The 13,154-nt window shown below is 67.1% G+C and carries 11 protein-coding genes; 2 read left to right on the top strand and 9 right to left on the bottom strand.

Features of this window, described 5'->3' with window-relative positions; genetic code table 11:
* Positions 1 to 11: 11 nt before the first annotated feature.
* A complete protein-coding gene (locus tag AC3ITW_RS09400) occupies positions 12 to 905 on the top strand; it encodes an SDR family oxidoreductase (RefSeq protein WP_012510839.1) in 894 nt (297 codons plus the stop codon).
* An 88-nt stretch (positions 906 to 993) separates the two neighbouring features.
* Here the strand turns inward: AC3ITW_RS09400 and AC3ITW_RS09395 are convergent, their stop codons facing one another.
* Positions 994 to 1,491, bottom strand: a complete 498-nt coding sequence (locus AC3ITW_RS09395) for a helix-turn-helix transcriptional regulator (RefSeq protein ID WP_041864643.1) — start codon at positions 1,489 to 1,491, stop codon at positions 994 to 996.
* 498 nt (positions 1,492 to 1,989) lie between these two features.
* Here AC3ITW_RS09395 and AC3ITW_RS09390 point away from each other — a divergent pair, with 498 nt between their 5' ends.
* Positions 1,990 to 5,106 (top strand): discoidin domain-containing protein, encoded by a 3,117-nt coding sequence (locus tag AC3ITW_RS09390; protein ID WP_489390270.1) that lies wholly within the window; start codon positions 1,990 to 1,992, stop codon positions 5,104 to 5,106.
* A 63-nt stretch (positions 5,107 to 5,169) separates the two neighbouring features.
* On the opposite strand, the gene AC3ITW_RS09385 is transcribed toward AC3ITW_RS09390, so the two are convergent.
* The 8 genes from AC3ITW_RS09385 to msuE form a co-directional block, all read right to left on the bottom strand.
* Positions 5,170 to 6,144: an ABC transporter substrate-binding protein gene (locus AC3ITW_RS09385; protein WP_012510835.1), complete on the bottom strand. Its 975-nt coding sequence runs from the start codon at positions 6,142 to 6,144 to the stop codon at positions 5,170 to 5,172.
* Positions 6,145 to 6,160: 16 nt separating this feature from the next.
* Positions 6,161 to 7,906, bottom strand: a complete 1,746-nt coding sequence (locus AC3ITW_RS09380; protein WP_489390269.1) for an amino acid ABC transporter permease/ATP-binding protein — start codon at positions 7,904 to 7,906, stop codon at positions 6,161 to 6,163.
* On the bottom strand, positions 7,903 to 8,454 hold the full coding sequence (locus AC3ITW_RS09375; RefSeq protein WP_489390268.1) for a GNAT family N-acetyltransferase: 552 nt from the start codon (positions 8,452 to 8,454) through the stop codon (positions 7,903 to 7,905). The genes AC3ITW_RS09380 and AC3ITW_RS09375 overlap by 4 nt, the downstream gene beginning before the upstream one ends.
* The gene (locus tag AC3ITW_RS09370) at positions 8,451 to 9,671 is read right to left on the bottom strand and encodes a M20 aminoacylase family protein (RefSeq protein WP_489390267.1); all 1,221 of its coding nucleotides are present in this window, start codon (positions 9,669 to 9,671) and stop codon (positions 8,451 to 8,453) included. The genes AC3ITW_RS09375 and AC3ITW_RS09370 overlap by 4 nt, the downstream gene beginning before the upstream one ends.
* Before the next feature lie 4 nt (positions 9,672 to 9,675).
* Positions 9,676 to 11,019 (bottom strand): LLM class flavin-dependent oxidoreductase, encoded by a 1,344-nt coding sequence (locus tag AC3ITW_RS09365; RefSeq protein WP_489390266.1) that lies wholly within the window; start codon positions 11,017 to 11,019, stop codon positions 9,676 to 9,678.
* Positions 11,020 to 11,037: 18 nt separating this feature from the next.
* Positions 11,038 to 12,015, bottom strand: a complete 978-nt coding sequence (locus AC3ITW_RS09360) for an MsnO8 family LLM class oxidoreductase (protein ID WP_478478147.1) — start codon at positions 12,013 to 12,015, stop codon at positions 11,038 to 11,040.
* A gap of 14 nt (positions 12,016 to 12,029) precedes the next feature.
* Entirely contained in the window at positions 12,030 to 12,392 is a 363-nt protein-coding gene (locus AC3ITW_RS09355; RefSeq protein ID WP_153675413.1) for a DUF3088 family protein, read from the bottom strand.
* Positions 12,393 to 12,548: 156 nt separating this feature from the next.
* On the bottom strand, positions 12,549 to 13,130 hold the full coding sequence (gene msuE, locus AC3ITW_RS09350; protein ID WP_100468268.1) for an FMN reductase: 582 nt from the start codon (positions 13,128 to 13,130) through the stop codon (positions 12,549 to 12,551).
* Between the last annotated feature and the right edge of the window lie 24 nt (positions 13,131 to 13,154).

Genomic DNA, 13,154 nt, shown 5'->3' with positions numbered 1-13,154 from the left:
CTGGAGCTCCCATGTCACACACCATCCTGATCACCGGCGCATCCTCCGGCTTCGGCCTGATGACCGCCAAGGCACTGGCCCTTGCCGGCCACGTCGTCTACGCCTCGATGCGCGAAACACGCGGGCGCAATGCAACGCGGGTGGCCGACATCGCACAGTGGGCAGACGCGCATCACGCCGACCTTCGCAGCGTCGAACTGGACGTACAGTCGGACGCGTCCAGCCAGGCGGCGGTCGAACAGGTGCTGACCGACGCAGGCGCGCTCGACGTCATCGTGCATAACGCCGGGCACATGGTGTTCGGGCCGGCTGAAGCGTTCACCCCGGAACAGCTGATGCAGCAGTACGACGTCAACGTACTGGGCACACAGCGGGTGAACCGCGCCGCGCTTCCGCACCTGCGCCGCCGTGGCAACGGCCTGCTCGTCTGGATCGGCTCGTCCTCCACACGCGGTGGCACTCCTCCGTTCCTTGCGCCCTATTTCGCCGCCAAGGCAGCCATGGATGCACTGGCCGTGTCCTATTCAACCGAACTGTCGCGGTGGGGCATCGAGACCACCATCATGGTGCCGGGTGCATTCACCAAGGGCACCAACCATTTCCTGCATTCGGGCACGCCCGCCGATACCGCCATCGCGGCCGACTATGAGAACGGTCCCTACGCCGGTGTCGCCGACCAGGCGCTGAAGGGCCTGGTAGGGTTGGAGCCTGCAGATGCCGATCCCGAGGAGGTCGCGCGGCAGATCGTGCGGGTCGTGGGCCTGCCACACGGACATCGGCCGTTCCGGGTACATGTAGACCCCTCACAGGACGGCGCCGAAGTGGTCAATGCCGTTGCCGATCGCATGCGACGCGAGATGTACACCGCCATCGGTCTCGCAGACCTGCTCTCGCCACGAGGCTGAAGCGGGAGTGGCAGCGCACCTGCAAGGCGCCTTCGAGCGCCCTGCAGGACGCCAGCGGTGATGACGGCGCTGATGCGGTCGCCCTGCACTACACCTTGGGCTGCAGCCTGCGCCCTTCGCGTGCCAGATTCAGCTGCAGTGCGGCGGCGGCGAGATCGGACATTTCCGTGGTGACTTTCTCGCTGCCGCGCGCGCGCATCCACCCCAGAATGTCGGCGAGATGCCAGATGGAGGTTGAGCCGTCGTGCACCGGGGATGGAAACGACTGCGGGTTGGCCAGCATGAGCTTGCGCATGTTCTGGCGTGACACCCCGAGCAGATCGGCCACGTCCGTGAGCCCCACCAGATCGGGGCTCACTTCCACCAGTTCGGCACCCGGCACGGCCCGTTGCACGTCATCGACGGCCGAGCACAACGCAGCCACCGCGCTGTCGGCGTCACGGCAGAAGGCCAGCGCCATCCTTCCGGGCAGGCCGCTGCCCAGAAGGGCATCGTCACACCCCGCCTCTACCAGCCGCCGCTCGAGCACACCCACGTCATCGCAGATGTCCGGCAAGCGGTACTTCAGGGTGAAATTGAATTCCATCATCTGCCACCTCACTTCCATCAACGCCTGATTTCATTGCTCACGACTGCAGTTCTCGACCACACGGCGCAAGGCGCGCGCGTGATTGCCAGGACTGCGCGGCGTGCTCCAGATGCTCACGACGCAGAACTCTCCACATCGGCAGTCGGTGTCGTTGTAAGGGCAATACATGCGGCCCCACGCATGGCTCCCACCTACACGGAGGGTCCAACCTCGAGCTTCCGCGAACCGCAGTACCCATTCGATGTCCTTGTCGGGATGACGAGCACGAGACATTCCTTGTTCTCCCTAGTCTGCACATGACATACCCGGGTTGTCAAATGACAACCCTGGCAATTCGACCTTGGGCAATGACCCTAGGCGATCCTGGCCATGCGTCCAGAGCCACATCCGTCAACGCCCGCTGCATCCCTTACCGCAGCGCGTCATGTAAACGGTTACATCTCTTGCTAGCGTGGCGCTCGCCCGATCCCGGCCGAACCTGCGAGGCTGTCTGTAATGGCATTTCGCGTTGAACGCTCCACGGTCCTCAAGCTGCCCTCCTCTTTCCGCCCCCCCGCGGTCCTGCTGTTTGTCGCGCTGGCCATGTCCTCGCATGCCCAGAACCTGCCAGCCCGCGACCAGTGGCAGGCCAGTGCGTCGTCGCAACAGGTTCCGGCGATGGCCATCAGTCACCTGATCGACAACGATCCGAAAACGGTGACCGGCGGTGCCTTCAGTCCGGGCCACTGGTTCCAGATCGACCTCGGCGCGCCAACAATGCTGGCCGGCGCACGCCTCACCTGGGATGTCTCCAACCCGGAAGGCTATTCGCTGCAGACCTCGCTGGACGGCATGCAGTGGCAGACCGCCTACACCATGGCCGATTCGCTCGGCGGCATCGAAACGCTGTACTTCGCACCGCGCCAGGCCCGCTACCTGCGCCTGGCCAGCCCGCAGCGCACGTCCGACTGGGGCGTGTCCATCTTCGAAATGGAGCCGCTGGACACCACGCTCAGTGCGCGCGTGGCCGGACTCGATGCCACGCAGTCCGCGGCGCTGTGGCAAGGCGGCAGTGCAGTGTCGATTCCTGCGGGCAAGGGCGGCGTCCAGACGCTGCAGATCACGCTGCCACGCTCGCAACCGAGCACAGGGCTGGCGGTGGACTGGGCCAACGTGCATGGTGCCGCAGACCTGCAGGCCCAGGATGCAAAAGGCCGCTGGCATCCGCTGGCGATGGATGCGCAGGCCGCGACCCGGCAGCAGAGCTGGCTCGCCGCCAGCGCGCCGCTCGACATCCAGGCGCTGCAGCTGACGGTACACGGCGGCGCTGCGCAGATCGCCCGCATCCGCCTGCTGGGCCCGAAGGCAGTGATGACGCCGATGAAGCGTTACCAGATCGCCGCCAGCGGTGCACAGCGCGCGTTGTTCCCCGCCTCGCTGCAGATGCAGCAGACCTACTGGACCGCCGTGGGTGTGCACGCGGGCCGGCAGAAGTCGATCTTCGACGAGTACGGCAACGTCGAGGCCTTCAAGGGCGCACCACTGGTGCAGCCGATCTGGCGCAATGCCGACGGCAGCACAGCCGGTGCCGCCGGGCAGAAGGTGCAGCACGCGCTGCGCGACGGCTGGAAACCGATGCCGTCGGCTACCTGGGCACCCCAGCCGGGACTGGAACTACGTAGCGAGGCCTTCGCCATCGAACGCGACGGGCAGCCGGTCACCCTGGTCCGCCACCGCCTGCACAACACCGGCACCACCGCGATCGACGGCACGCTGACCCTGGCGGTACGACCGATGCAGATGAACCCGCCGTGGCAGAACGGCGGGCTGTCGCCGATCCGCGAGGTCGCCGTCGAAGCCAACACGGTGCGCGTAAACGGCCGCACGCTGCTGCGCTCGCTCACGTCGGTGGATGCTGCCGGCGCCGCGCCGTTCGGCAACGAAGGTGCAACGGAAATCACCGCCGGCATCGCAGCCGGGCGTCTGCCTGCCACCCAGCAGGCACGCGATGAGCAAGGATTGGCCGCAGCCGCAATGAGCTACCGGATCCACCTCGCGCCCGGTGCAAGTGATGCGGTGGTGGTGGCGTTCCCACTCGGCACCGCCGCTGCCGATGCCAATGGCGTGCTGCCCGAAGCCCCCGCGCTTGACCTTTCCTCGCTGCCTCGCAACGGCAACGATGCCTTCGACACCCTGGCCAACCAGGCCTCGGCCGATTGGCAGGCACGGCTGGGCCAGGTCGGCCTGCGCCTGCCCGATCCCTCGCTGGTCGACATGCTGCGCGCGCAGGCCGCCTACATGCTGATCAACCAGACCGGCCCGGCGATGCAACCGGGCCCGCGCAACTACAACCGCTCCTTCATCCGCGATGGCATGGCCACCTCGGCAGTGCTGCTGCGCATGGGCGAGGCCAAGGTCGCACGCGACTATCTGGCCTGGTACAGCGAACATGGCGTGCACGGCAACGGCCTGGTCTCACCCATCCTCAACGACGATGGCAGCGTCAACACCGGCTTCGGTTCGGATATCGAGTACGACAGCCAGGGCCAGTATGTGGCGCTGGTCGCCGACGTCGCCCGCCTCGATGGTGGCCCGGAGTCGGTGCGCGCGTACCTGCCGAAAGTGAAGGCCGCACTGCGCTTCCTGCAGGAACTGCGCGAGCGCACGCTGGTGCCCGGTTACAAGGCCGACCAGCCGGCGCCGGAGCGATTCGCGGGCATTCTTGCGCCGTCGATCAGCCATGAAGGCTATCCGTCGCCCACCCACAGCTACTGGGATGACTACTGGGGCCTGAAGGGATGGCACGACGGTGCATGGCTGGCCGAATCGCTGGGCGACCACGAGACCGCACGCTGGGCGCGTGAGCAGTACAAGGCGCTGTACGACGCCCTGCATGCGTCGATCCGCGCAACGATGGCGTGGAAAGGCATCGACTTCATTCCTTCCTCCGCGGATCTTGGGGATGGTGATCCCACCGGCGTATCGATCGCGCTGGATCCCACCGGCGCGCAGAGCGTGCTGCCGGCCGAGGCGCTGCGAACCACCTTCGCCCGCTATCTGGACGATGTGCGGAAGCGCAACCAGCCAGGCGCGCTGTACGCCTATACGCCCTACGAAATCCGCAACGTGCTGAGCTATGTGCACCTGGGTCAGCCCGAAGCAGCCGATGAACTGCTGCAGGGCCTGCTGCATGATCGACGCCCGCTTGAATGGCAGGTGCTGGCCGAAGTAGTGCATTCACGGCTGCGCTTCCCGCGCTACCTGGGCGACATGCCGCACACCTGGATCGGTGCCGAGTACGGCCGCACGCTGTTCGGCATGCTGATGCGCGAGGACGATGACGCGTTGTCGCTGCTGCCGGGCACACCGCCGTCGTGGGTCGCTGGCGAAGGGTTGGCGGTGGAACGCCTGCCGACAGCGTATGGCACGTTGCAGATGCAGGCGCGGCAGCGCGACGGCACGCTGACGGTCACGCTTGGCGAAGGGCTGCGCAACGGGACCGCCGTGCGCATGTGGTGGCCGAGCCGGACCGCGCCGAAGTCTGTGCGCGTGGATGGACGTAGCGTTTCCGACTTCGATGCTGAAGGTGTTCGGCTGGCAAAGCCGTTCAAAACGCTGGAGGCGCGTTGGTAGAGCAGCCGAGCATGGCTCGGCTCTACAAAAGCAGCGGTAGCGCCGGGCCATGCCCGGCGTCATCTACAACGCCGGCAGGCCCGGCGGATTGGTCTGCGACTGCGGCACGGCCTCCTCGGCCACGTTCCAGCGTGCCAGCGCCTGGGCGTAGGTGCCGCTGCTGATCTGGGTGTTCAACGCCTGGGTCACTGCATCGGCCAAGCCGCTACCCTTGCGTGTGGTGACCGAAATCGCCGCGGCGTTCGGCCAGCCACCGGGGAACAGGCCCACACGCCGCACCTTGCCGTCGCGTGCCGAGTAAGCGCCGGTGGCATTGGGTTCGAACGACACATCGGCGCGCCCGGTGATCACCGCCAGCCGCCCGACCACGGCGTCATCGAAGTACTGGTATTCCACCGGCTTCAAGCCAGCGGCGATGTTCTGCTGGTCCCACTGGCGCAGGATCTGGTCCTGGTTGGTGCTGGCACCGACCACCACCTTCAGCCCGGCCACGTCGGCCGGCTTTTCGATCTTCTGGATCGGCCCATCACTGCGCGTGTAGATGCCAAGCAGATCGTAGCGGTAACTGGAGAAGTCGAACTTCTTCTTGCGCTCTTCAGTGACGGTCACATTGGACAGCACCGCATCGTACTTGCCCGACTCCAGCCCCAGCGGCCAGTCGGCCCAGGCCACCGGCACCACCACCAGTTTCAACCCCAGCCCATCGGCGATCAGGCGGGCGATATCCGGCTCCACGCCGACCACGTCCTTGCTGTCGGCGCCGTAGTCGGCCAAGGGCAGCTGACCGGGATGGGTGGCGATGGTGAACGCACCGGGCGTGACGAAGCGGTAGCCGGCCGGGATCAATGCCTGCGCCTTGGGATCGAGCGTTCCTTTCAGCAGCGCCGTATTCGCACCGGCAAGGCTGGTCGCGGCCACGACGCTCGCGTCCGGTGCCTGGCGCACGCGCGAGTAGACGATGCCGGCAATGCCAATGACCAGCACGCCCACGATCAACAGGGTGCTGCGCGAGGGGCGACGCGGTGCGGCAGGGCTCATGGCGTTCCTTTCGGGGTTACAGTGTTTTGGCGAGGAAATCGGCGGTGCGTTGCTGGTGCGGACGCTCGAACAGGGCTTCGGGCGTGCCCTGCTCGATCACCCGCCCCTGGTCCATCATCACCACGTGGTCGGCCACGCGGCGGGCGAAGCTCAGTTCGTGGGTGACAATCACCAGCGTGGTGCCGGAGCTTGCCAGCTCCTCGATCACGCTGAGCACCTCGGCCACCAGTTCCGGATCAAGTGCCGAAGTCGGTTCGTCGAACAGCAGCACCTTCGGCTGCAGCGCCAGTGCGCGGGCAATCGCAATGCGCTGCTGCTGGCCACCGGACAGCTGGCGCGGGAAGGCATCGGCCTTGTCGGCCAGACCAACCCGTTCCAGCAGCGTGCGCGCCTGCTGCTCGGCCTGCGCGCGTGACACGCCACGCACCGCGATTGGTGCTTCGATGATGTTCTCCAGCGCGGTCAGGTGCGGGAACAGGTTGAACCCCTGGAACACCATGCCCACCTCCGCACGACGGCGGCGGATCTCACGCTCGGGCAGCTCGTACAGGGTGTCGCCATCGCGGCGGTAGCCGATCAGCTGCCCGCCGACGGTCACGTAACCGCTGTCGGCACGTTCCAGGTGGTTGATCAGCCGCAGCAACGTGGACTTGCCAGCGCCGGACGGGCCGATCAGCACCGTCACGCTGCCAGCGCGCAGGTCCAGGTTCACGTCTTCCAGCACCGGCTGGTCGTCGAACACCTTGCCTACGCCATGCAGCGACACCGCCGCACCCTCGCCCGCTTCCACCTGGGTGGCGATGCGCGGACGATTGGCCACGCGCGGTGCGGCATCACTGGCTGTGCGCGTCGGCGACGATACCCGCGAAACGCTGCGCTCGCGCTGCAGCTGGCCGCGCGCGAACCGCTGCTCCACCCGCCGCTGCAGCAGCGACAGCACGGTCAGGATCACCAGGTACCAGACCGTGGCCACCATCAGCAACGGCACCACTTCCAGGTTGCGTCGGTAGATCACCTGTACCGTGTAAAACAGCTCCGGCAGCGCCAGCACGTAGACCACCGACGTGCTCTTGGCCAGGCCGATCACATCGTTGAACGCCGCCGGCAGGATCGAGCGCATCGCCTGCGGCAGGATGATGCGGCGCACCTGGCGGCCACGTGGCAGGCCCAGCGCGGCCGCGGCCTCGTACTGGCCGTGGTCGACCGAAAGAATGCCGCCACGGATCACCTCGGCCGAGAACGCGGCCTGGTTCAGGGTCAGGCCCAGCACCGCGGCGGTGAACACACCGATCAGCTGCGTGGTCGGGTACGAGAACAGGTTGATGCCGGTGAACGGTACGCCCAGTTCGATGGTGCTGTACAGATAGCCCAGGTTGTTCAGCAGCAACAACAGCACCAGCAGCGGGATCGAGCGGAACAGCCACACATAGCCCCACGACACCGCCGACAGCAACGGCGAACCGGAGACGCGGGCCAGGGCGAGCAAGGTGCCCAGTGCGAAGCCGAGTCCGGTACCGAGTGCGGTCAGCAGCAGCGTGCGCCCCAGGCCTTCCAGCACCGGGCGTGCGAAGAACCATTCGGCAAAGGTGCCCCAGCCCCAGCGCGGATTGCCCAGCACCGACTGCAGCGCGATCAGGATCAAGGCCAGGGCCAGCACCGTACCGATCACCTGCAACGGGTGCCGGGCCGGCACGATCTTCAACGCCGGTGCCGGTGCCGGGCGTGTGGCAATTCCATCCAGCGCGGTCGAAGGCGTGCTCATGCGTGGGCTCCGTGCAGCACGGTCTGTGATGGCACAACGGCGGGCGCCGATACGCCAAGGCGCTTCTCGAACGGCAAGTGGGCGATGGATTCCGGATCGGCATCCAGATCGAACAGCGCGGTGTAGCCGTGGCTGAGATACAGGCCAACCGCTTCGGGCTGGCGGAAGCCGGTGGTCAGGAAAACCCGGCGGTAACCCTGTCGCGCCGCCTGATCTTCCAGTTCCTGCAGCACGCGCCGCGCGATGCCCTGGCGACGCAGTCCCGGCAGCGTCCAGATGCGCTTGAACTCGGCAGTGTCCGCATCCCGGTGCGGCATGAAGGCACCGCCGGAGATCGCCACACCGTCGCGCAGCAGCAACACGAACGACCCTACCGGTGCCGCGAACGCCTGTGCCGGGTAGCGCTGCAGCTCCTCGCGGGCGCTGCCACCGATGCGGCGGCGCACGTCGGCATAGCGGCTGTCGTACTCCTCTTCCAGTCCATCGAACAGAGGCTGCGCCAGCGGATCATCCACCGAGGTATAGAGGAAGCGTTCGTTGCTGCTCATGTCGCGTCCTTCACCAGATAGTCTTCGGCCAGCCGCGCCCACAGGCTGGCGGCGGGTGCGATGGCGGCGTCGTTGAACACATACCGCGGGCTGTGCAGCGGCGCGCTGTCGCCGTTGCCGACGAACACGAAACTGCCCGGCCGCGCCTGCAGCAGGAAGGCGAAATCCTCGCTGGCCGTGCGTGGTGCGAATTCGGGCACCACGTGTTCGCTGCCGAAGCCCAGTACGGCCACCTCACGGATGTAGGCGGTCTGCTCAGGGTGGTTGATCACACTGGGGAAGCCGCGCGGGAACTCGATCTCGGCGCGCGCGCCGAACACGGCGGCGGTCTGCTCGGCAATCTCGGTGACCCGACGCCGCAGCGTGTCGCGCACCTCCGGCAGATAGGCGCGCACAGTCAGCTTCAGATCGACCACGTCCGGAATCACATTGGCGGCCTGCCCGCCGTGGATCGAACCTACGGTGACCACGCCCATCTGCCGCGGATCGACATTGCGTGACACCACGCTCTGCAGCGCGGTGACGATGTGCGCTGCCACCAGAATCGGATCGACACTGCCCTGCGGCTCGGCACCGTGGCCGCCCTTGCCGATCACCTTCAGCCGCGCCCAGTCCACCGACGCCATTGCCGGACCATCGACGAAGCCGAAGTGACCCACCGGCACGCCCGGCCAGTTGTGCAGGCCATAGATCGCATCCACCGGGAAGCGCTCGAACAAGCCATCGGCGATCATCTTCGAAGCACCCGAGCCGGTTTCCTCGGCCGGCTGGAACACCAGCTGCAGGGTGCCGTCGATACGGCCGTGGTGGGCCAGGTAGTGCGCGGCAGACAGCAGGATGGCGGTATGCCCGTCGTGGCCGCAGGCGTGCATCAGCCCCTCGGTCTGGCTGGCGTAGGCCAACCCGGACTCCTCGTGGATCGGCAGTGCATCGATGTCGGCACGCAGCCCAAGGCGACGGCTGCCCTGCCCGCGCTGCAGCGTACCGACCACGCCGGTGCCGCCGAGGCCGGTGGTCACCTCATAGCCCCACTGCTGCAACAGCTCGGCCACGCGAGCGCTGGTGCGGTGTTCCTCGAAGGCCAGCTCCGGGTGGCGGTGCAGGTCATGGCGAATCGCGATGGCCGCCTCGGCGCGTGCGGCGATCTCGGGCAATACGCCTGCTGCCGGCGAGTTCCGCCGGGCGTGGCCCGGCGCTACCGATGTGTCTCCGCTCATCGCCTTACCCTGCCTTCCGCGCCGGCTCGGCGTCGCTTGCATGGCGGCTGGCCTTGTACGGCAGGCCCAGATGCTCGCGCAGGGTCTGTCCTTCCAGCTCGCGCTGGTGGTAGCCGCGCGCCTGCAGGATCGGCAGCACCTGGGTCACGAAATCGTCCAGGCCTTCGCGCTGTGCCGCGAAACCAAGGATGAAGCCATCGCTGGCGCCGGCATCGAACCAGCGGATCAGCTCATCGGCCACATGCTCCGGCGTGCCGATGAAATTCGGCCGGGGGCTGACCGCTTCCAGTGCTACCTGGCGGAGGCTCAGGCCCTTCGCGCGCGCGTCCTGCTTGATGCGGTCGGTGGTGGAGCGGAACGAGTTGCTGCCGATGTCACCCAGCTCCGGGAACGGCGCGTCCGGATCGTACTGGCTGAAATCGTGGTGGTCGAAGAAGCGGCCGAGATAGGCCAGCGCATCCTCCAACGTGGCCAGCGTGGCGATTGCCTGGTACTTGGCCTCAGCCTCCTCGGCGGTGCGGCCAACGATGGGGCCGATGCCCGGGAAGATCTTCACGTCATTGCCGCTGCGGCCGTGCGCGATCGCAGAATTCTTCACCTTCTGGGTGAACGCGCGGGTTTCTTCCAGCGACGGCGAATGGGTAAACACCGCATCGGCATACTTGCCGGCCAGCGCGATGCCATCGTCGGACGAACCCGCCTGGAAGATCACCGGCTGGCCCTGCGGCGAACGCTGGATGTTGAGCGGCCCTTCCACCTGGAAGAAGCGTCCCTTGTGGTCGAGGCGGCGGAACTTTTCCGGCGCGAAGAACGTGCCGCTATCGCGCTCGCGCACGAAGGCATCGTCATCCCAGGAATCCCACAGCCCTTGCACCACGTCCAGGTACTCGTCGGCGATCTGGTAGCGCAGCGCGTGCTCCGGATGCGGCCGGCCGTAGTTGCGGCCTGAGCCCTCCAGTGGCGAGGTCACCACATTCCAGCCGGCGCGGCCGCCGCTGAGCAGATCCAGCGAAGCGAACTGGCGGGCCACGGTGAACGGGTCGCTGTAGGAGGTCGACAGCGTGCCGGCCAGGCCGATCTTCTTCGTTGCGGTGGCCAGCGCCGACAGCAGCGAGATCGGCTCGAAGCGGTTGAGGAAGTGCGGGATCGACTTCTCATTGATGTACAGGCCGTCGGCCACGAAGCCGAAGGCGATGCCGTTGTCCTCGGCGGTACGCGCGATGTCGATGTAGAACTGCAGGTTGACGCTGGCATCGGCCGGATTGGATGGATGCTTCCACGCGTGCATGTGGCTGCCGGGGCCCTGCAGCATGATGCCGAACGGAATGTGGCGCGGGGTCGTGCTCATGGGAATCGCTCCTGCAGGTCAGGCCACCGCCGCGCGCGGCGCGGGCGACAGCAGTTCAAGGGATGTGAGGCGTGCGTCGAGGTCAGCCACCGGCGCATCGAGGATGAACTCGCCCACGCCGAAGCGCCGGTGCAGCGCATCCAGTTCGTCACGCACGTGCTGCGCATCACCGGACAACACGCTCGGGCGTGTCTCCTCGATGCGGAAGTCAGCCACGCCCACCTGCCGCGCGTACTCGGCAGCCGCCTCGGGACTGGGCAGATTCACCGTCTGGCCGGGGCCGAGGTGCAGCTTGTAGACGCGCAGCGCGCCGATATGACGCGCTGCGGCTTCGGCAGTTGGTGCGGCGAAGGCCACCGTGGCCAGCAGCGGCGGCTGCTTTGAAACGTTGCGGTAGGCATCGAACGCGGCCTCGATATGCTTCGGGTCACCATCGAAGTGCGCGGCGTAGACGAAGCGCCAGCCCAGCTCGGCCGCCTGCTGCGCGCTCTGCGGGCTGGCCCCGAGCAGGAAGCGCTCCGGTGCCTGCTGCGGAACCGGCCGAGCCTGTGCCTCGGTGTCGGCCCCGGACAGATAGCCTTCCAGGTCACGCAGTTGCTGGTCGAAGTCGGCGAACGCCGGACGCCCGGCTGCCAGCGCGGCAGTCGAGGCCGGCAGGCCACCGGGGGCCTTGCCCACGCCCAGATCGACACGCCCCGGCGCCAGCGCCGACAGCAGGTTGAAGTTCTCCGCCACTTTGTAGGGCGCGTAGTGGCGCAGCATCACCCCACCACTGCCGATGCGGATGCGCCGGGTCTGCGCCAGCACCCACGCGGCCAGCACTTCCGGTGCGGGGCTGGCCAGGGTCGGTGCGGCGTGGTGTTCGGCAAACCAGTAGCGGTGATAGCCCAGCTGTTCGGCGCGCTGCGCCAGCTGCAGGCTGTTGCGCAGCGCCTGCTCCGGCGACGCCCCTTCGGCCACCGGACTCTTGTCCAGCACGCTGATCTGATAGCTCATGGTCGTGTCCTCGCTCAGGGGTGGACCACGGGAATGCCGAGCAACCCGTTCAGCGCAGCCAGGATCGGCTCGGCACCGGAGATGTACTGGCGGTCCTGGTGCGCGCCACTGGCAAGCTCGCTGCGCACGCCCTGCGGCAGCACCAGCTTCGGCAGCGACTGGTCCTGCTCGCCGATCTCGGCAATCACCTCGCGGCGCGGCCGCGCGAAGCCGATGCGACGCACGTCCAGCTGCGCGTCCAGGCCGTCGATGCTCGACAGCGCGCCCTCCAGCAACAGGCTGTGCCGGCAGAAAAAGCGTTGGCCAGGAATCTGGCCGTCCTCGAACTCACGGTCGAGCAGGAACAGGATGGGTTTGCTTGCTTCGTCCAACGCCACGGGAGTGTCCTCATCAGGGCCGGCAATGCGATGCCGCTTCGATATCGATGCTAGAGATGCCGGCGGCCGCAGCAGCGACGGCTGGCGACAATCGGCGGTCAGATCCGGCCACGCAGATGCGGTGTAGCCATAAGCAAAGCGCCGCCGGTTATGGCGTCAGGCAATACGTCGCAGCGGCGCCGCTACCGCCAGTGCCTGCGTGGCCAGATGCCCCGCTGCACGCTCGGTCGCCAGTTCGATGCGTGCCTGCAAGGCTGCACTGCTGATGTGCTCGCCCTCGAAGTCGGCCGGTGTGGCATACACCCCGATCGGCAGCGTGTGCGCCTGCAGGAAACTGAACAACGGCCGCAGCTGGTGGTCGATCACCAGCGCATGTCGCTCGCTACCGCCGGTGGCTGCCAGCAGCACCGGCGTATCCACCAGCGCCTCCAGCTCGATGAAGTCGACCAGGTGCTTGAACAACCCGGGATAGGAGCCGCGATACACCGGCGCGGCCACCACCAGCAGCTCCGCCGCTTCGATGGTCTGCAGTGCCCGTTCCACCGCCGGCTCCGCCTCGCCGCGCGACAGCGACTGGCCCAGCGAACGCGCGATCGGCGCCAGCTCCACCAGCTCCACGCTGGCATGCACCCATTGCTGCAGCGAGCCCAGCAGATGCCGCACCAGCAACAGCGTGCGCGACGTCGCCGAGCTGGTCGGCGACCCCACCAATGCAACCACCCTCAATGCAGAAGACATGACCCTCTCCTCGGTAGCGCCGGG

This window comes from Stenotrophomonas sp. KH_052 (genome assembly GCF_057838755.1).
This window is presented reverse-complemented; position numbering and strand designations above follow the sequence as displayed.